The organism is Olivibacter sp. EAT-5, assembly GCF_044784325.1.
Taxonomy (GTDB): Bacteria; Bacteroidota; Bacteroidia; order Sphingobacteriales; family Sphingobacteriaceae; genus Olivibacter; species Olivibacter oleidegradans.
In genome coordinates this window covers 6,241,881-6,261,512 of sequence record NZ_CP173028.1, presented here as the reverse complement: position 1 = coordinate 6,261,512, position 19,632 = coordinate 6,241,881, and the positions used below count along the sequence as shown (strand labels likewise).

Here is a 19,632-nt window from a genome sequence, read left to right as displayed (position 1 = left end):
ATCAAGAATATGAAGAAGAGTATTTTAATTACCGGGGGCTCGTCGGGTATAGGCGAGGGGCTGGCACGTCATTTTTATGCTAAAGGTTGGCGTGTGTTGATTACCGGGCGTAATCAAAAACGCTTATCGGCCTTAAAAAATGAATTGCCGGGGCTTTATACAGCGGAATATGATAGTTTACAAGAGGGACAAGAACAACAATTTATTGAGTTTATTCAAGACGAATGGGCGGGTCGGTTAGATGTGTTGGTAAATAATGCCGGCCATGTTGCATTAACGCCTTTGGAAGGGGTTCATAAAACGGTATTGGAAGCGATGTATCGCGTTCACCTCATCGCTCCCACAATGTTAACATCGGTGTGTCTCCCTTTTTTAGCAAAGACAAAAGGACAAGTCGTTAATGTAAGCAGCAGTCATGGTACTAAAGCCTTTGCACAACTGAGTGCTTACGGTTCTGCAAAAGCCGGCCTAAATATGTTAACGAAGATTTGGGCCTTGGAGCTGGCTCCTTTGGGCATTCGGGTGAATTCGTTGGCTCCGGGGCCTACAGATACACCGGTATTGGCACATGCCGGACTGTCCGAAGAAATTATAGCTGCAATACATCGAGAAGAAGCTGAATCGGTGCCGCTCATGAGACGTGGAAGTGTTGAGGATATGGTAGCAAATGCGGCTTTATTAATCGATTCGGGGTCAACTTGGGTAACGGGTGTGGTGCTGCCGGTTGATGGTGGAGTATCTATAAGTTAGCGGCTACGGCAGGGCTCGCTTTTTTAACGAGCTTTGCCGATTTAATGCTTTGTCCAATTCCGGTAATTCAATTGTCCCTATAAAAAAAGGTTTTGTGAATGCAATATAAATTAGTTGGAGGATAAAATTCGTGAAAGTGAAGATAGCCATATTTGATGAGCATGAGGATAGTATCGCGGCCATCGAAACGCTTTTAAAAAGTGAGGGAAGTTTTGATGTTGTAGGTCGCTTTTATAATACGAATGCCTGCGTGCAAAAAGTTTTAACATGTGATGCTGATGTGGTGTTGATTGATATAGCGTCATCGGGTAGGATGGGCATTGCTGCTATCAAAGAGCTGAGATCAAAACTTCCATACCTTAAAATAGTGGTACAAACGGCATTGGAGGATGGCGAATGTGTCTTCAAGTGCATCAAGGCAGGTGCTGTAGGCTATGTGTTGAAAAAGAATGCAAAGCAATGGTTGATTTCGACCATTAAGGACTTACAGCACGATGGGGCACCGATGGCTCCTATTATTGCAAAAAAATTATTCAACTTTATCTACAGAAAATGTGATGAAAGGAGAAGTGTAAAAATTAACAGAGATTATCAACTTACTTTAAGAGAGAAAACCATTTTGAATTACCTGGTTAGGGGATTAAGTTATAAAATGATCGGGCATGAATTGGGCATCTCGTATGAAACTATTCGTAGTCATATGAAAAAAGTTTACAGAAAGCTTGAGGTATCATCGTTAACGGAGGTGGTTGCGAAAGCTATCAAGCAGGAGATTGTTTAGCCATCCGCAGGATGATCTCGATGATGTTATATTTTATGATATGGTATAAAATGTTTTGGTATTTACATATATTTGTATATTATTTCTTTTTATAGTAAATATCATCATGAAAAAAGAAGATTTATACGAGCCGTTTTCGGTCAGTGTGCAAGTGTTGGAGAAATACCCCGTAGATAAACATAAGCATAGTTTTTTCGAACTGGTGTATGTGTTATCGGGGGCCGGTGAACAGCGGATCAATGAAAATAAGTTCACCTATCAGGCCGGTGATATGTTTCTGCTAACACCTGGTGATTCGCATTGTTTTGATATACAAGAGACGACAACTTTTTTCTTTCTTAGGTTTAATAATATCTATTTGAAAAGCAGCGGGATTGTAAAAGATAATGTGAATAGATTGGAGCATGCTTTGATGAATGTTAACCAGGTTCCCGGGTCCATCCTGAAAAATGAATCGGATAAACCTTTTGTGCGCATGGTGATTGATGCAATGATCCGTGAGCAGGTGAATAGGGATTTGTGTTGGGATAAAATTACGTTGCAATTGGTTAATACTTTGATTTCGTATGTGTGCAGGAATATTGAAAAGTATCAGCCTGCTGAAATAAAGGATGATAAAGAAGAGAAGCTTTTTGATATTTTGCAGTATATCCAATCAAATATCTATAGCCCAAAATCAATTATGGCTGAAAGTATCAGTGAAAAGTTTAATCTGTCTGTTTCGTACATTGGACGGTATTTTAAGAAAAATCATGGTAAAACCATGCAGGAATATGTTTCTAACTACCGGGCTAAGATGATTGAAAATCGCTTAATCCACAGTAATATGAGGATGTCGGAAATTGTGGATGAATTTGGTTTTGTGGATGAAAGTCATCTTAATAAGTTCTTTAAGAAACATACGGGACGTACGCCATCTGAATTTAGGAAAAACTAAGCTGCTTACTTCTTATTTTATTATAACAGTTTGGAGGTCGCATTTTGTATGCGACCTCTTTTTTTATGGGCTTCTGTCATTGTATTGTATCTTTTATTAAAAGGTATTTTTTTACTGAATTAAGGAAAAAATGTACAAATAGTTGTGTTTAAAAATGTAAGAATTTTGTTCCTATTAAATTAAGTACAAAATGAATCGTCTTATGACAACTAGTAAAAGGATAGAACGCCTGAAGGAGCAGACCAAAAAGAGCATCTTCTTTGCAGCTCTGAAGATCATTAGGGAAGAGGGATGTCAAGGCTTGAGTATGCGTAAAATCGCCCAGGAAATCGAATATACCGCTCCAGCCATTTATGAATATTTCGCTGGCAAGGAAGCATTGATCATCGAACTAAAACGGTATGGGTTCTTGTTGCTTACAAAACGTGTGCGTCTCGCTGCTTCGCTTAGTACCGATCCTTCAGAACAAATCAAATCTATGTGGTTAGCATATTGGGATTTTGCGCTTCTCGAAACGGAATTGTACCAGTTAATGTTTGGCTTGGATGTGCATGCCATTGACGACTATAAGAGTAATCTCGACTGCGAAGTAATCAGTCAGTTATTTCAAGAAGTCATTGAACGGTTAACGCTTACTACCAGCGAAGAGACCTTAAAGATTAAACTCTTCACGTACTGGTCGTTGGTGCACGGCCTTCTAACACTGCAATTGACACAGGACCTAAACGGAACTTTTAGCCGCAAAATATTGCTGGAAGGTATCGAAGGAATCTCTAAATCCATGCATCACAAAAAAATTTAAATCTACATAAACGGTGATAAACGATTTAATATCCATCGCCTATTTAACATATCAAACACGCAATTCAATAAAATTATCATGAATAAAAATTATCTAGGATTTCTGATAGCTATGCTTACGTTATCCGCATGTTCAAACAAAAAGGAAACTAGTCAAACAGCTTCTGCTACACCCGCAGAAGTCATTACTCTACGTGCTTCGGAAGAAACCGTGACGCAGGTGTATCCCGCAAAATTGGAAGGGGTTTCCGATGTCGAAATAAGACCACAGGTGTCTGGCATTTTGGAGAAAATTTTAGTAGAAGAAGGCGTTTTTGTAAGCAAAGGGCAGCCTTTGTTTCAGATAGATGCACGCCCATACCGCGAGTCGTACAATACGGCACTTGCTGAATTACAGGCAGTGAAAGCGAGTGTAAATAACGCAAAAATTGAACTGGATAAGATAAAACCGCTTGTTGAAAATAAGGTTTATTCAAATTATCAACTTCAAAGTGCCCAACTGGCCTATGATGCTGCAGTAGCAAATAAAGCGCAAGCGGAAGCCAAATTGGGTAATGCAGCAATTACGTTAGCCTATACTACGATCAAAGCGCCGGTTAGCGGCTATGTAGGTCGTTTATTTAAAAAGGTTGGTAGTATAGTTGCTCCCGGTGATGTTCAACAGCTAACCTATTTGTCTGACAATCATGAAATACATGCTTATTTCACCATGGGTGAAATCGATTTCACCGAACTAAAAGAGAAGCTTGAGGGAGCTAATATCATGGATAAACTTAAAAATGCCCCTGCGGCAACATTGATTCTTGCCGGAAGCCGTCCTTATAACAAAGAAGGTAGGTTGGATATGATTGATGCTGCCTTTGATAAAAACACAGGAGCCATTACCCTTCGTGCGTCTTTCCCTAATGACGATGGTTTGCTGAAGTCGGGTAACTCCGGAAAGATACAATTGGCGTTTAAGCAGCAAAATGTTGTCTCCATACCGCAGGCCGCCACCTTCGAAATACAGGATAAAGTTTTTGTTTATCAAGTGGATAAAAATAATGAGGTTCATAAGGCTCCGTTGGTCATTTCGGGCGTATCTGGACAACATTACTTTGTCTCGTCCGGCGTAAAGACAGGCGATAGAATTGTGCTAAAAGGAATGGGGATCTTGAAAGATGGGATGAAAATCAGTCCCGTCGATCCCAAGGCGAAAATTACTAAAGTTAATTAAAATTAAAGCGAACATATCATGTTAAAAACATTCATTCAACGGCCGGTTGTTGCTACCGTAGTCTCGATTATCTTGGTGATATTAGGGATAGTAGGCCTCATAAAGCTTCCCGTTCAACAATTTCCGGATATTGCGCCTCCTGCAGTTCAGGTTTCAGCATCTTACCCCGGCGCCAATGCCGAAACCTTATTAAGGTCTGTTGCTCCTCCTTTGGAAGAGGCTATCAATGGTGTGGAGAATATGAGTTATATGTCTTCTTCTTCAAACAACGATGGTACCCTCAGTATAACCATTTATTTTAAGCTGGGGACCGACCCGGACCAAGCGGCAGTTAACGTACAAAATCGGGTTGCCTCAGCAACGGGACTACTACCGGCCGAAGTTGTGCAGGCAGGTATCACAACCCAGAAGGTTCAGAATGCAATCATTATGGGTATTAACTTATACAGCGAAGATCCGGAGCTTTATGATTATACCTTTTTGGCAAACTATGCTGCTATCAATATACAGCCTGAAATAAAACGTATTCCCGGTGTCGGACAAGCGAATCTTTTTGGCGGTAGCAAGGACTACTCCATGCGTATTTGGTTAAATCCTGCCCAGATGGCTTCTTATAATATCACACCCAATGAGGTGATGGCTGCCGTTAGGAGCAAAAACCAAGAAGCTGCTCCCGGGCGATTCGGAGAAATGAGCAAGCAATCTTTTGAGTATGTCATTAAGTACGCAGGCAAGTATAATAGGCCGGAAGATTATGCACGTATGATTATCCGCTCGAATGCAGATGGGTCTTTTTTGCGATTGAGAGATGTGGCGAAGGTGGAGTTGGATTCGTATACCTACGGTAGTTTTAATAAAGTAGATGATAAACCCGGGGTATCCATCATCATGTTGCAGCTTCCAGGCTCAAATTCACGCGAAATCCAACTGGCGATAGAAGAGCTGATGGTCAAAGCAGCTAAGGATTTTCCGGAAGGTATTAAGTATCAAATTTTATATAATACAAAAGATGCATTGGACCAATCGATCGGGCAGGTTAAGCATACGCTGATCGAAGCATTTATATTGGTTTTTATTGTCGTGTTTCTATTCCTGCAGGATTTTCGTTCGACGCTTATCCCCGCTATTGCAGTACCTGTTGCGCTAATCGGTACGTTTTTCTTCATGTCTTTGCTCGGATTCTCGATCAACCTGTTAACGCTTTTTGCGCTGGTATTGGCGATCGGTATCGTAGTGGATGATGCGATTGTGGTAGTGGAGGCTATCCATGCGAAACTGGAGCACAGTACCATGAATGCCAAACAGGCTACTTTATCTGCTATGCATGAAATTACGGGTGCTATTATATCGATCACCTTGGTAATGGCGGCCGTATTTGTACCGGTGGCTTTTATGGAAGGATCGGCAGGTGTTTTCTATCGGCAGTTTGCTTTAACCTTGGCGATTGCGATTGTTATTTCGGCGATTAACGCCCTTACGCTGAGTCCGGCGCTGGCGGCATTATTCCTTAAAGGTGTTCAATATACGGATGCCAACGGCAATAAGGCGGTAAACTTTAAGGAGCGGTTTTTTATTGCTTTCAATAAAGGTTTTGAAACTGTTACCGAAAGGTACATTGGTGGTGTTAAAAAGTTGATTCGTCATAAGTGGTTAAGTTTAGGTGGTTTGGTGATCGTGATTGTGATAACCGGGTGGATGATTAAGAAAATACCAACGGGTTTTATTCCCTCTGAAGACCAAGGTTTCATAGCAATAGCCATCTCTTTGCCGCCCGGGGCGTCGTTAGCACGAACCCAGGATATGATGGCTGAAGCTTCGGATAAACTGAAGGATATGGAATCTAAATTAATATTCAACCAAATAATCGGTTTTAACATGCTCACGCAATCTACCAGTCCTTCATCGGGTGTAGCATTCTTTAGGTTGAAAAAAGACAAGGAACGAGGTGAAATGAATGATATCGGCCCCATTATGGCCGAAATCCAACAGCGTCTGGCAAGTATCCAAGGTGCGCAATTCTTCGTTTTTACCTTACCGACAGTACCTGGTTTTAGTAATGTTGATGCGTTGGATCTTGTGTTGGAAGATCGGGCAGGGGGTGACTTGAACAAATTCAGCGGCGTTGCGAATGAATTTATCACTGCGCTTATGCAAAGACCGGAAATAGCAGTTGCTTTTACCACCTTCCGTGCCGATTATCCTCAGGTGGAAATGGTGCTGGATCATGAGAAAATCGAGCAGCTGGGGGTTGATGAGAAAGAAATATTGAGTACGATGCAGGCATATTTTGGTAGTGCACAGGTTTCCGATTTTAATCGCTTTGGTAAATATTATAGGGTAATGGTACAGGCGGATAAAAGGGATAGGGCCGAACCTTCCTCATTGGATAATGTATACGTGAAGAATAAAGCCGGTCAAATGGTTCCTATTAATACCTTGTTAACGCTAAAAAGAGTTTTTGGGCCGGAAACGATTACACGCTATAATTTATATAACTCAATCGGCATAAATGCAATCCCTAAGCCCGGCTTTAGCTCCGGCGATGCTATTAATGCCGTGCGTGAGGTAGCGATACAATACCTGCCAAACGGTTACGCTTACGAGTTTTCCGGTATGACTAAAGAGGAAATTGCATCAGGTGGACAGGCCGTGTTTGTGTTCTTACTGTCCTTGTTGTTTGTTTATTTCTTATTGGCCGCGCAATACAATAGTTATATCCTTCCCTTTGCGATTATTTTGTCGATACCAACCGGTTTGATCGGCGTTTTTACAGCCATTGGGTTAACCGGAATCGAGAATAACATTTACGTTCAGGTTGCCCTGATTATGCTCATCGGATTATTGGCGAAGAATGCAATTCTAATTGTTGAATTTGCTGTACAGCGGCGGCAGGCAGGCTATTCACTGGTTGATGCAGCGGTTGAAGCGGCTAAGCTAAGGCTAAGACCCATTATTATGACATCTATTGCTTTTGTAGTGGGCATTACCCCAATGATGCGTGCAACAGGACCTTCTGCGATAGGGAATCACTCCATAAGTATTGGTGCTGCGGGAGGGATGCTAAGTGGGGTGCTACTGGGGTTGTTTATTATTCCGGTACTTTTTGTAGTATTTCAAGCATTGCAGGAAAAGATTTCTAAAGGGAAAGGAATGGCGCCCGAGGCTGAGTACAATGTCTCTCCTGATCTTGTTACCACGTCGTCGACCACTATCTAATTGATAAACATAATATAAAGATCAAAGAATGAAAATTAAAATAGATAAATGGCTGTTGCTATTAGTTTTAGTGGCAATAAGCGCCTGTAAGGTGTCAAAGGATGTTAGCGTGCCGCAAGAAAATTTACCGGATACCTTCAGAAATGCTGAACAGATAGCAGATACGGCGTCTTTTGCGGATATATCGTGGAAAGCAGTTTTTACTGATCAAACATTGGTGTTGTTGATTGATAAGGCCATTGCTAAGAACCATGATATGCAATTGGCTCTTAAGAATATTGATGCCGCGCAGCTGATGGTGAAGCAGGTAAAATGGAATCATGCGCCCTCAGTAGGTGTAAATGTGTCGGGCAGTACTGCCAACCCTTCTGATAACAGCTTAAATGGGTTAACATTAGGACAATTTCTTGGCACGAATCATATCGAAGATTATTCCGCAAACCTCACCTTATCCTGGGAAGCAGATATTTGGGGTCGGATACGAAGCCAGAGCAAAGCTGCACTTGCGCAGTATTTGCAGACGCAAGAAGCCCGAAAAGCAATACAAACCAATCTGGTGGCAAGTATAGCGCAGGGGTATTATCGCTTATTAATGTTTGATGAACAGCTACGTATCGCGAAAAGGAATCTTGATTTGAATGACAGTACCTTGCGGATTGTGCGCTTGCAATACGATGCCGGATTGGTAACACTCGCGGCTCTTCAGCAGTCGCAGGCGCAACGAATGGAGGTGGCACAATTACTGCCTCAGCTAGAACAGCGTATTATCTTGCAAGAAAATGCCTTACAGCTTTTGACGGGCGAACTGCCCGCTCCATTAAATCGCAAAGGGCTATTAGACGATATCACGTTTCCTGATACGTTGAATGCCGGTATACCTATACGGCTGTTGAGCCGTCGACCTGACATAAAGAGCCAAGAACTTGAATTGACTGTTGCGAATGCGAAGGTAGGCATTAGTAAAGCCGCGATGTACCCTACACTGCGCATTACAGCTAGCGGCGGATTAAATTCATTGGAAGCAAGTGATTGGTTTAAAACACCGAGCTCTCTTTTTGGTGTTGTTGCCGGCAGCGTTTTTCAGCCGATATTACAACAGAAACAAATGCGGACGCAGTACAAGCTTACCCTAGTGGAAAGAGAAAAATCGGTTATCAAATTTAGACAGTCTGTTTTAGTAGCCGTAGGAGAGGTGTCTGATGCCTTGGCGAAGATTGAGAAGCTTAGGCAGACCCAATCGATAGCTGTTGATCGGGTGGATGCCTTGCAACAGGCAACTTTCAATGCGAATTTGTTATTTAAAAACGGAAAGGCGAACTACTTAGAAGTGATCGTTGCGCAAGGCAATGTATTAAAAGGGGAGCTGGAGCTTGCTGAAATAAAGACATCTATGCTCAGCGCGGTGTCTGAACTATACCGAAGTTTGGGCGGAGGTTGGAACTAAGGACTAGTTGATTGGATCGTATCTGTTAGCTAGCGCCTCCCGCGAACCAAGGTTAAGTTCGGGTAGAAAAATATACAAATGGAAGCGTCATCCATCCATTTTCCTGATAGTATCTATGGCCGACTTTTGTAGAAATTAAATTCAAAAAAATGAAAACAGTTAATTATTCAAAAGGCAAAGTGGCATTGATAGTAGCCGTCGTTTTAGCCAATCTAGCCGTGGTGGCACCGCAAGCATTAGCGCAAAAGAAGAAAGTTAAAAATGTAGTGATCGTTCACGGTGCATTCGCCGATGGGTCGGGATGGAAAAGCATTTATGATATTCTATCAGCGAAAGGTTATGAGGTAAGCATTGTGCAGAATCCATTGACGTCCTTAAAAGATGATGTTGAAGCGACGAATCGGATAATCGATAGGCAAGACGGACCGGTGGTTTTAGTTGGGCATTCTTGGGGCGGTACGGTTATTACAGAAGCAGGTAATCACAGCAAAGTAGCCGCTTTGGTGTATGTGGCCGCCCATCAACCGGATGAGGGCGAGAATACCATACAATGGGTAAAGACAGCACCTGTACTTCCGGAGAACGGTATCCTCCCCCCGGACGATAAGGGTTACGTGTATTACGATAGAGCAAAATTTCATGCGGGATTTGCGGCAGACGTTCCCGCCGAGGAAGCGGCTTTCATGTTTGCATCTCAACAACCGATAAATGGGGCTGGATTTGTGGAAACAATAACCAAAGCTGCCTGGAGAACGAAACCCTCTTATGGTATTGTAGCTACTGAAGATAAAAGTATTAACCCTGATATTGAACGGAATCTGTATAAACGCTCGGGCACAAAAACCGTTGAAGTGAAAGGTAGCCATGTGATTTTTATGACGCATCCGGAGGAGGTTGCCGATGTAATCATTGCCGCATCAGAAAATCAGTAGGTATCTGTAATTCGTTGTCTATGCTTAAGCCTGGATTTACTCATGGAGTAATTTTCAGGCTTTTTTGTCTTCACGTAAGCGACTAAGTGAGGCTGTTTGCCAACTGGCTACCAGATTCATTAGCTATCAGGATGGGCGATGGTTGAGTGTTTTGTTTTTGCGTATTACCTTCCCCGTGCCTTAGTACATTCCTGTAGAGTAAGGGTGAAAGACTTGCTTTGTTTTTAAAGTATTTGCTAAAGTGGTATTCATCATGGAAGCCGAGATTAAAAGCAATTTCTTTTATAGGTTTTTCGGTTAAATAAAGCTCTCTTCGTGCCTCAAGTAATATTCTTTCTGCTATTAGGGCTGTTATGGTTTTATCACAATGCGTTTTGACAATTCTCCCCAACGTTTTTACCGAGACATTCAGTAGTGCTGCATACTCACTTGGATTGTGCAACTTTTTGTAGTGCTCATCAATAGCCTTCTTTAACTTTCTAAGAATTTTGGCTTGATGGGTGGTGTCAAGTGATTCAGAAAATATGGTAGGGGTATGGTTTTTTAGTTTGACGCGGGCAGCTTGAATAATTAAAATCTTGAGGTAGGCCACCAATAGGTCGAACTGACCCGCAGCTTCCGTGACGATTGCCAATTCAATTTGTTGAAATAAATTGTCGAACAGCGGAAGATCCACATCGTTGATCTGAATGATGGAACTTCGCCTATCGCGGCTAAAAATAATATTGTCGCATGAGACTTCACTTTGCTGTTTTATCGTATAAAAAAAATCGGGATGAACGTTCATCACGATACCGCTTAATGTCTCTCCTTTTAGAGAGAAAGGGTATTCCGGCTCAAAGAAGAGCAGGGTGTTTTTTGTGATTGGAAATGTGCTGAATTCGGCTTGCAGATCGCCGTTTCCTTCTTGGATCCAGGCAACTGAAAATTGACTTAACCTTTGAGTTTTTTCTATGCAATGATCTTGTGGGAAACGTGAAAACCGAAAGCTGATGCATTGGTCGATGGGACTGGTAAGAAATAAGGGGTATTTCATGATGGCTTTTTAATTAAAATGGGGTGTGTAAGTTGAATACAATTAGGGCAATACGACTAGTTGCTGATTCATAATAAAGGAGATGCGTTGTGTTCTATCAATAGGAAGATCCGCGGAGAATGGACTGTCGAAACAGTCAAGTTTATAGATCGGAACCACTTGACCTTCTTTTGAGCTTATTTTTACCGTTTCAATACATAATAAGGCCCCATTAATCTTACTACCGTACCAAAAGGTATTCGGTTGCTGACGCCAGGTGACAAGCTTGTATAACTCGTTATTTTCGCGCGGCTTCTGCGCTAATTTGTTTTTAAGGGCGAGTTCATTGCCGAATAATACAGCAATTGTGTTTGCTTTCTCATTAATTAACATGGTAATAACCCGAAGGCTGTCGTTTTGGAAAGATAAGTCACGGATGTGACTTGTATAATTATTGGTACAAGCGCTGGCCAATAAAAGGATAAGTCCATATAAAATGCTGCGTTTCATCGTTGTTCGGGTTGTTGTTTAGTAGAAAGGTTAAATACAAAATCGTTCTGTTCGACCGTCTTATGGCAGTCGATACATTCAGTGCTTAAAATAAGTGCATCTCCGTATGGCTTTAGTTGCAGACCGTCAAACCGTGCAAATCCCCACCCACCGGTACTGCGATACTTTCTTTTGTCTTTTACCATGTATTGCAGGTTAATGAATTTACCCGGTCGCACCTGGCCATCTTTATCTTCCAGTTTTTGCCACATGGCCTTTACAATAATGGAACCTTTTGGCCATGGATTGATGTTTTTATTTTGAATTGCTTGTGCAGCGATGGGATTTGCATACAGTACGCGCATGGTACCATTATCAAATCTGGATGTTGTACTCATGACCTGCCAGGTCTTATATGCAGGTATATGTTCAATGCCATTTGGAGAAACACTTTTACGGGCGACTTTATTTTTTGTCCACCCATTGTATTGTGTTAGCGCTATTTCTGTTGCGGTAGAATCTGCCGGTTGCTTTATGGCAAAACCGTCAATATAGGCTTTGAGTATATGTCGGTCAGCAATGGTTATGTGTGCTTTCGGATGAACCTGCAAATAAGACATAAGCGGCATTCTGTCGGCTCTGATTACATTATATACATCCCATAATTTTGCTCTTTTTTCCGATGGATGTAAGGTGTCCCACACGGAAAAGTTCAAGTGCCGTCGCCCTTCTTCTACATCTTTTCTAACGGCAATGGAAATGATAGGCAGTTTATCAAACCAGGCGAGTTTCGTTTCGTTCGAATGGCAATCATAACAGGCTTTTCTGAGTATGTTTTTGACATCTTCGGGAGCCTCTATTTCACTTACTGTTGGGCCATTATTGATGCCACGACCGCCATAGCCGGCAAATAGAAGCGCCGCTAGTGCTGTAAGTAAGACGATGAAAAACTGGAAATTACGTTTTGACATGATAATCGTGTTTAGTTTTTATCAAAAGTACTTCGAGTGGTGTTTCAAGTGCGGGATTTTTAGGTGAATGGCTTGAATGCAACGTTCAACTTGATGAAAATCGGGATAAGCAAAATTAGATTGAGACGTATTCACCGACGAATAGCTCCTGTTCAACGAAAAGTCGGCTGATCGATCTGAAAAGATGGGATATTTGAGTAAAACGATTGTGCCGAAAATCTAAATTGTAAAATTATGAAGAAAACAATTGATGTTTCATTGCTAACTTTAACAGCTTTATATGTATGCTCGATACCTTTGTACCTGTATCATTTGTATGCTGACGGTATTACTGGCGAAAGCGGGTTTGAGACGTTCATATACTACAAGCATTTGCTGTTTTTATTTTTGTTCCTGTTGTTTGACCGATATGGGATGAGATCAAATGTGTCCATGGATGCTTCTTAATGGATTGTAATTAGTGTAACAAATTTTATTTTTGATAGAAAGCTATTTTAAGTATGAGCTACAGTAGACAAGCAACGTTAAGTTGTGATAATAATAGTGATGCTAGCTGTTCTGTGGAAGCTGCGCTTTCCATTATCAGTGGAAAATGGAAACTGAAAATATATAAAATATTGCAACAGGGCACTCCTGTTCGTTTTTCGATGATTGCTAAAGGTTTGGGTGACGTTTCTGAAAAATCACTGAGCTTTCAATTGCGGGAGATGGAAAACGATGGCCTCATTGCTCGAACAGTTTATCCGGAAGTACCGCCTCGGGTGGAATATAGCCTGACCGATTTGGGTAAGTCTCTTCAGATTGTTTTTGAATCGCTGGACGTATGGGGAAAAGCCTATATCAAGGCGAATAAATTAGGTGTTTAAAGGTGTTTTTTTAGCTCTGCACCGCTGTGTGCAAAAAGTGAACGGGTTTGAGGAAGCTCTGCCAGGGCGTTGAATAAACCGAAGTCATGTATGACACCGTTGTAAGTAACCGTTGTTACCAGAACGCCTGCTTTGTCTAATTTTCGTCCGAAAGCTTCGGCTTCTGCTCGCAAAGGATCATTCTCGGCTATTTGTATAAAGGTTCTCGGCAATCCGGCGAGCTGGTCTAAACTGGCGCTGAGTGGAGAAAAATAAATTTCATTTTTATCTTCTTCACAACGCGCATATTGATCGGCTACCCAATTTCGCAAAGAAGAGGCAAAGCGATGGATAATAGTCGGAAGAACTGCAGAAAGTTCTCTTGAAACTCCGCTTGTAATGGGGCATATTAATACCAGTAAACGAAACTGTATTTTGTTTTCCACACTGGCCATCATGGCAATTGCGGCCGCCATATTTCCTCCTGCACTGTTTCCAACTAAGCCGATGCGATCGGCAAAGATGTCGAGCTCTTCTGCATGTTGTGCAATCCATACGCATGCCGCATATATTTCTGTCAGAGCTTGCGGATATTTTGATTCCGGCGAGGGCGTATAATTAATAGAGATACCGGCGCACTGCGACTCTACTACCAAGTCTCGTATCATACGTTTATGCGATTCAAAATTACCGAATACCCAACCACCCCCACAAATGAAAATAAAAGCCGGCAAAGTGCCCGTTTGCGATTTCGGCTTTACTATTTCCAGCGAAAGGGTAAAACCATCGGCGTTGATGTGTTTGGTATAAACGATGACGCCCGATAAATCGGTTTCAATAGCGTTCTGTGTTTCGAAGAATTTCTTTCGAGCGTCGTTGATATTTAACTTATTCAAATCTACCTTGGAGATATCAATGGTTTCCAAGAAATCCTTGGTCTTTTGCGATAGTTTTTCCCAATTGTTGAACTCTTCTGACTCGTTGGCTTTTCTATTTGCTGATGACGGTTTTTTCATGCTAAAACTTTTCTTATCATGCGTTGATAAAGAAAACCGCACTACGCTCTTCCGCAATTTTTTAAGCGTTATTGCAGCGAGGTGCTTGCGCATCTTTTGTCATGATAATTCGTTCACAGTTGCCAAAAGTGATGCCAAGGTATAATGGTCAATAAGTCAGTGTGTTATACATTTTTATGGTTCGTAAAATTACGATTTTTCGTAAAAAATCGTAATTTCATGTCGCGAAAGGAAGTCGCTCTATCTACAATTTATAGGTTTTGGATAAACCAAGACGTTTTATTTTGCTATAAACGGTGGTAGCGGGTAATCCCAATAATTTAGCTGCACCACCCGGCCCGGCGACTTTGCCATTGCACTGCCTCAAAACACTCATTAAATGTTGCTTTTCACTCTCTTTTAGTGAATAACCATTGTTGTAAACAGTTGTTGAAGCATGCTCGTTGGCGGGTGCCAATGGAGCGTTTTCGGGCAAACCTATTTCTTTGATGATTTTTCCGCTTGTCATGAGCATCGCGCGCTCTATATAGTGTTCAAGCTCTCTGACGTTTCCCGGCCAATTATAATGTAATAGCTTTTGCATAACATCCTGCGACAGACCGCTTATTTCTTTGCCGATTTTTCGGTTATATTTCTGAATAAAATGTTGTACAAGCATGGTCATATCTTGCTTCCTGTCTCGAAGTGCCGGGGCCATTATTGGAAAGACATTTAGCCGATAAAATAAGTCGGCCCGGAAGGTCCCTGCCGTAACTTCTTGCTGCAGATTTCTGTTGGTGGCGGCGATGATACGCACATTCACCTTGATTGCCGTACTGCCACCAACCCGTTCAAATTCCCGTTCTTGCAAAACACGTAATAATTTAACCTGAAGCTCTAAAGGCATTTCGCCTACCTCATCAAGAAACAGCGTTCCTTGGTGAGCCAGTTCGAACTTTCCGATTTTGCGTTCAAAAGCGCCGGTGAAACTGCCCTTTTCATGGCCGAATAGCTCACTTTCAATTAAGTTTGCCGGCATCGCGGCGCAGTTGATTTTTACCATTAATTTATTTTTTCGAGCGGAATGATTATGTATGGCTCTTGCAAGCAACTCTTTTCCTGTACCGGTTTCCCCGGATATAAGTACGGTGCTGTCTGATTGGGATACTTGATCTATGAGGTGAAAAACGTTTTGCATTAAGGGCGAATCACCTATGATCTCACTATACTCATAATGTGTCTTAATCTCTTCGTGCAGCAGTAAATTCTCTTCCTCCAGTTTCCTTTTATAACTTTCAATTTGTTGAAATTGCTTCGCTATTTTCGCACTCGATATTAAATTTGAAACCGCAACCGCAATCTGAGATGAAATGCCTCGTATGATGCCGAGCTTTTCGGGTGGAAAACTGTTGTCATGATCACTGAAGAGCAATAGGAAGCCCATGTATTTTCCTTCTACTTTAATTGCCAATACACCTATTTCCTTGATACCGCTCTCATAGTTCATCTCTACAAATGCGGGCATAGACCGATCATGTCGTGCTTCTTCTGTTTTGAAAAGTTCAAGCTGCCCTGACGTTATCGGTTTTTGAAAGAGCGGACATTTCATCGAAAAACGATTGTTTTTGACAATTTCATCAAACTTAGGGTGATTGAAATTTCGAGAATGTGGATCTAAAATGAATGGGCTGGTGGTTTCGCCCCCTTCGTCTATTAAACCGATCACTGAATGGGAAAAGTAGAAGATTTTCTTCAGTTTTTCATTGACAATATGTGAAAAATCTTCGCTACTCTTAATCGCTGCAAATTGATTGCTTAGCTCTAGCAGTTGTGCCTGTTCTTGTTCCCGTTTCTTAAGTGATTCATAAGATTTTGCATTTTTTAATGCAATCGTGAGATAGGGAACAAGCATGTTGAACCGTTCGGTTGCTTGTTCCAGATCCGTATCTGTTGGAAATGTTGTAAACAAAACTGCACTGATATCGTGTTCAATTGGTATTGGAAAACAACCGATAGTCGTTGGTTCGCTGTTTTCCGATGTAGGAGTAAGAAAGGGGCGGAGTTCATTGGGTAAATCTTTGGCTTCCATAAACGTCGCATCCTTTTTGACAACAAGTTTTAACAACTGGTGCCCCGCTATATTTTCCCACTGCGTATCACTCAATATGAGGTTGTCTGATTGATGGTTTTGAAAGGTATTAATGGTTAATAATGAAAACTGTTTTTCAACGCTTTTAACCAGAACGATAGAGGCTTTTTCAAAGGAAATGACGTTTGTTAAACCGTTAAAGATAAAATCGAACAAATCGATGCTATTTTGAAAAGAAGCTAAACTTTTTCCTAAATCAATAAGCGACCGACGTTGCTTTTCCTTTGTTGCCAATAGGTCTTTCGAAATAAGCGAATTGGTAGTCAACGACAGAAGAAAACTCAGGGAAAATTTGAAAAATGGTTCCAGTTCCGGAAAACCTGTCTTTTCTGAAAATAGCATCAAACTTCCAATAAACTTTCCATCGTTTTGTAGGGTAATGATTAACGCTGTTTTGATTCCGGTTTCTTTACAGAACGCAAGATGTTCTGCTTTAAGTGCTTTGTTGACGGGAAGATTCTTAACGTCATAAACCTCGACCGAGTACTCTTCGTTGCATGTTTGTAATTCTGTAAGCGAAGAAAGGCAATTAGTTAACCATTCTTTAAAATAAGGATGGGCTCTTCGCTTAGCCTCGAAATGATTTAGGTAAGAGCCATCACGGGTGAGCTCTTTTAAAGGAATCAATAGCGCTATGTCATTATATTCCCATATCTTCCGCAGATGCTCTGATAATATAGGTAAAAAGCCCTCGCTGGTATAAACTGATGATAGTGCTAAACGTAACTCTTTTATAAAAGCTCTTTCATTACTAATCCGGAGCTGCTCTTCTTGTCCTTTCAAGAACAAAAGCTTCTCTACAATAGATGCTTCGAAAGGCTCAATTGCTTTCAAGTTAATATCATGGTCGTTAGGTGTATAGATTGAAAGTACAGCAATTACATGATCACCATCGATAAGCGGTATGTTGTACATATTGATTTCTGCGCCGTTTTCTTCTATAATAATCTCCTTTTGCAAGGTTCTGCTGGTAAATACCAGATCGATGACGGATCCGGACAGGTTTAATCCTGAACAACGGAACGCAAAACTAACGGTTTGGTCATCCGTTGTTTTTTTGGTGTCCAAAAACATGCAATAACGTTCGTAATCAGCACTAATTATAGAAATGTTGGCATGTTCTGCTCCTATATAGGGAAGAAAATGCCTTAATAGCCAATTTTTTACTTCTTTCTTGGTATAACAGGTAGCCAGTATCGTGTGCAATCGCCTTTCTTGCTGATGTAGCTCAATAGCACGTGTTAGCAATTTCGTTTCCTGTATTTTTGAGAAAGCTAAACGGAGGTATAACGCAATTGACTTACATAAGATGAACAGGTTTTCCGGGTCTGTTCCGTTCCCGGAAGATTTATCGAAAAACAACGCGAAGTCGTGATTCAATTCGAGAATGGGTATCGCTACCACCTCCTCCGCGCGGAGCATAGTGAAAATAGCGGCGATACCATTTCCTTTACCGATTCCGTGGCTGTCGATTTCGAGAAAAAGGGGTACGCCTGCTTCAACAACCTTATTGAAGTAGTTGTCAAAATAATCACATGGTGATTCCTGATAAACCCGAAAAAATTCTGATTGCTTATCTGAAATAGAAAGCAAATGATCGATAGAGTAGGTTATTTTGTCTTCATTTAGGCGACAAAGCAGGATACTCGTCGTGCCAAAAATTGGCTTCAGTCGTTGTCTCAAAATCGACAACATTTCCTCAATCGATTTGGCCTTACTCAAAGACAAGGATAATTTTTCAAGAATGTCTTCTCTGTTGAACGATACGCTTGTTGGATAACCCATTTCGAAACCATTTTTCATATCATATATTTTTTGTCTCCTCGCATAAAGCGATGATTTTCAATTTAATTTGCAGGCTGATCGTTTGAGTAGCTGATCTTGCTATATTGTTTAAAACCCTAAACGAGCGACATGAAAAAAATACTCATACGAAACAATAATTTTTATTGAAAAAAGATACTGCTATTGGCTGCTGTGGTTTAGTAATGACAGAACTTATTGAGTAAGTGACTTGTTTTAAAAAAAAAAAAGCCTTTCCTCAACATGAGGAAAGGCTTTCGCTACCACAATATATGAAAACTATTCAGACAGCGCCTTTTTAATTACGGTAGCTGCTTGTAATAAGGCCGTTTGAACGGCAGGAATTTCTGCAATCGGGTTCAGTAAGCCATAATCATGGATCAAACCTTGATAGCGTGTTAATGTAACAGGTACACCTGCTTCATCCAACTTTCTGGCATAGGCCTCACCTTCATCTCTTAGCACGTCGTTTTCGGCAGTCTGCACTAATGCCGGCGGAAGTCCCTTCAGCTGTTCGACACTGGCTTGCAAGGGTGATGCATATATTTCCTTCCGTTTATTTTTCTCAGGCAAATAGTTGTCCCAGAACCATATCATCATATTACGGGTAAGAAAACGTTCGTTGGCCATCTGATGGTAAGATTCAGTGTCAAAGTCCGCGTCTGTTACGGGCCATAGGAGCACTTGAAGTTTCAGCATTGGGCCTTTTTTTTCTTTTGCCATAAGGGCGACGGAAGCGGCCATATTTCCTCCCACGCTATTGCCAACAATGGCTAAATTTTTACCGTTTACGCCTATCTCATGCCCCTTTTCAGCAACCCATTTTGTGGCTGCGTATAGTTGATTGATTGCAATGGGATACTTGGCTTCCGGAGACGGCGTATAGTCGGGAAATACTGCTACGGCACCACTTCCTACTACTAAATCACGTACTAGGCGCTTGTGGGTAGGATAGTCACCTAACACCCATCCACCACCATGTACATAAATAAAGACAGGTGCGTTGCTTTTTACGCCAACCGGTTTAACAATATGAATGGTAACGGTTTGGCCGTCTTGCGTAATTTCTTTTTCTGATTCTTCAATGCCGGCGTAGTTGACGGTTACGGAATTTTGTGCGTCCACGAGTACTTGCCTCGCATCACTAGGCGAAAGTTTTTCAATCGGCTCGCCCTTGCCTGCGTTTAGTGCTTTTAGAAAACCACGCACCTCTCGGAGGATATGTGGATCGTTTTCCGCTTTAATTGTTTGATTTGTTTGTGCCATGATAACTGAATTTAGCGTTAGA

At 41.5% G+C, this 19,632-nt stretch carries 15 protein-coding genes; 9 read left to right on the top strand and 6 right to left on the bottom strand.

Features of this window, described 5'->3' with window-relative positions; translation table 11 throughout:
* The first annotated feature begins 9 nt into the window (after positions 1-9).
* From ACH11B_RS26365 to ACH11B_RS26330, 8 genes are all read left to right on the top strand, one after another.
* On the top strand, positions 10-750 hold the full coding sequence (locus ACH11B_RS26365) for an SDR family NAD(P)-dependent oxidoreductase (RefSeq protein ID WP_377611271.1): 741 nt from the start codon (positions 10-12) through the stop codon (positions 748-750).
* Between the two features lie 136 nt (positions 751-886).
* Positions 887-1,531: a response regulator gene (locus tag ACH11B_RS26360; RefSeq protein WP_377477593.1), complete on the top strand. Its 645-nt coding sequence runs from the start codon at positions 887-889 to the stop codon at positions 1,529-1,531.
* A 106-nt stretch (positions 1,532-1,637) separates the two neighbouring features.
* Positions 1,638-2,468 (top strand): AraC family transcriptional regulator, encoded by an 831-nt coding sequence (locus ACH11B_RS26355; RefSeq protein WP_013668115.1) that lies wholly within the window; start codon positions 1,638-1,640, stop codon positions 2,466-2,468.
* A gap of 202 nt (positions 2,469-2,670) precedes the next feature.
* Positions 2,671-3,270, top strand: a complete 600-nt coding sequence (locus tag ACH11B_RS26350) for a TetR/AcrR family transcriptional regulator (protein WP_041387768.1) — start codon at positions 2,671-2,673, stop codon at positions 3,268-3,270.
* A gap of 78 nt (positions 3,271-3,348) precedes the next feature.
* The gene (locus tag ACH11B_RS26345; RefSeq protein WP_013668113.1) at positions 3,349-4,485 is read left to right on the top strand and encodes an efflux RND transporter periplasmic adaptor subunit; all 1,137 of its coding nucleotides are present in this window, start codon (positions 3,349-3,351) and stop codon (positions 4,483-4,485) included.
* An 18-nt stretch (positions 4,486-4,503) separates the two neighbouring features.
* Complete coding sequence (locus ACH11B_RS26340) at positions 4,504-7,701, top strand: efflux RND transporter permease subunit (RefSeq protein WP_149106102.1); 3,198 nt, start codon at positions 4,504-4,506, stop codon at positions 7,699-7,701.
* Positions 7,702-7,729: 28 nt separating this feature from the next.
* Positions 7,730-9,145 carry a TolC family protein gene (locus ACH11B_RS26335; RefSeq protein WP_013668111.1) on the top strand — a complete coding sequence of 472 codons (1,416 nt, stop codon included), beginning with the start codon at positions 7,730-7,732 and terminating at the stop codon, positions 9,143-9,145.
* Between the two features lie 149 nt (positions 9,146-9,294).
* A complete protein-coding gene (locus ACH11B_RS26330) occupies positions 9,295-10,077 on the top strand; it encodes an alpha/beta hydrolase (RefSeq protein WP_013668110.1) in 783 nt (260 codons plus the stop codon).
* Positions 10,078-10,159: 82 nt separating this feature from the next.
* On the opposite strand, the gene ACH11B_RS26325 is transcribed toward ACH11B_RS26330, so the two are convergent.
* The 3 genes from ACH11B_RS26325 to ACH11B_RS26315 are packed head-to-tail and all read right to left on the bottom strand — an operon-like array spanning position 10,160 to position 12,552.
* A complete protein-coding gene (locus ACH11B_RS26325; protein WP_149106101.1) occupies positions 10,160-11,113 on the bottom strand; it encodes a helix-turn-helix domain-containing protein in 954 nt (317 codons plus the stop codon).
* Positions 11,114-11,155: 42 nt separating this feature from the next.
* Positions 11,156-11,602, bottom strand: a complete 447-nt coding sequence (locus ACH11B_RS26320) for a hypothetical protein (protein ID WP_377477585.1) — start codon at positions 11,600-11,602, stop codon at positions 11,156-11,158.
* Positions 11,599-12,552 carry a heme-binding domain-containing protein gene (locus tag ACH11B_RS26315; RefSeq protein ID WP_377477583.1) on the bottom strand — a complete coding sequence of 318 codons (954 nt, stop codon included), beginning with the start codon at positions 12,550-12,552 and terminating at the stop codon, positions 11,599-11,601. The genes ACH11B_RS26320 and ACH11B_RS26315 overlap by 4 nt, the downstream gene beginning before the upstream one ends.
* Positions 12,553-13,052: 500 nt before the next feature.
* Here ACH11B_RS26315 and ACH11B_RS26310 point away from each other — a divergent pair, with 500 nt between their 5' ends.
* On the top strand, positions 13,053-13,418 hold the full coding sequence (locus ACH11B_RS26310) for a helix-turn-helix domain-containing protein (protein ID WP_149106098.1): 366 nt from the start codon (positions 13,053-13,055) through the stop codon (positions 13,416-13,418).
* On the opposite strand, the gene ACH11B_RS26305 is transcribed toward ACH11B_RS26310, so the two are convergent.
* The 3 genes from ACH11B_RS26305 to ACH11B_RS26295 all read right to left on the bottom strand — a co-directional run bounded on the left by ACH11B_RS26305 (position 13,415) and on the right by ACH11B_RS26295 (position 19,610).
* Positions 13,415-14,413 carry an alpha/beta hydrolase gene (locus ACH11B_RS26305; protein WP_013668104.1) on the bottom strand — a complete coding sequence of 333 codons (999 nt, stop codon included), beginning with the start codon at positions 14,411-14,413 and terminating at the stop codon, positions 13,415-13,417. The two genes, ACH11B_RS26310 and ACH11B_RS26305, sit on opposite strands and share 4 nt — an antisense overlap.
* Before the next feature lie 244 nt (positions 14,414-14,657).
* Complete coding sequence (locus ACH11B_RS26300; RefSeq protein WP_377477580.1) at positions 14,658-18,344, bottom strand: sigma 54-interacting transcriptional regulator; 3,687 nt, start codon at positions 18,342-18,344, stop codon at positions 14,658-14,660.
* Positions 18,345-18,623: 279 nt separating this feature from the next.
* Positions 18,624-19,610 carry an alpha/beta hydrolase gene (locus tag ACH11B_RS26295; RefSeq protein ID WP_168204587.1) on the bottom strand — a complete coding sequence of 329 codons (987 nt, stop codon included), beginning with the start codon at positions 19,608-19,610 and terminating at the stop codon, positions 18,624-18,626.
* Between the last annotated feature and the right edge of the window lie 22 nt (positions 19,611-19,632).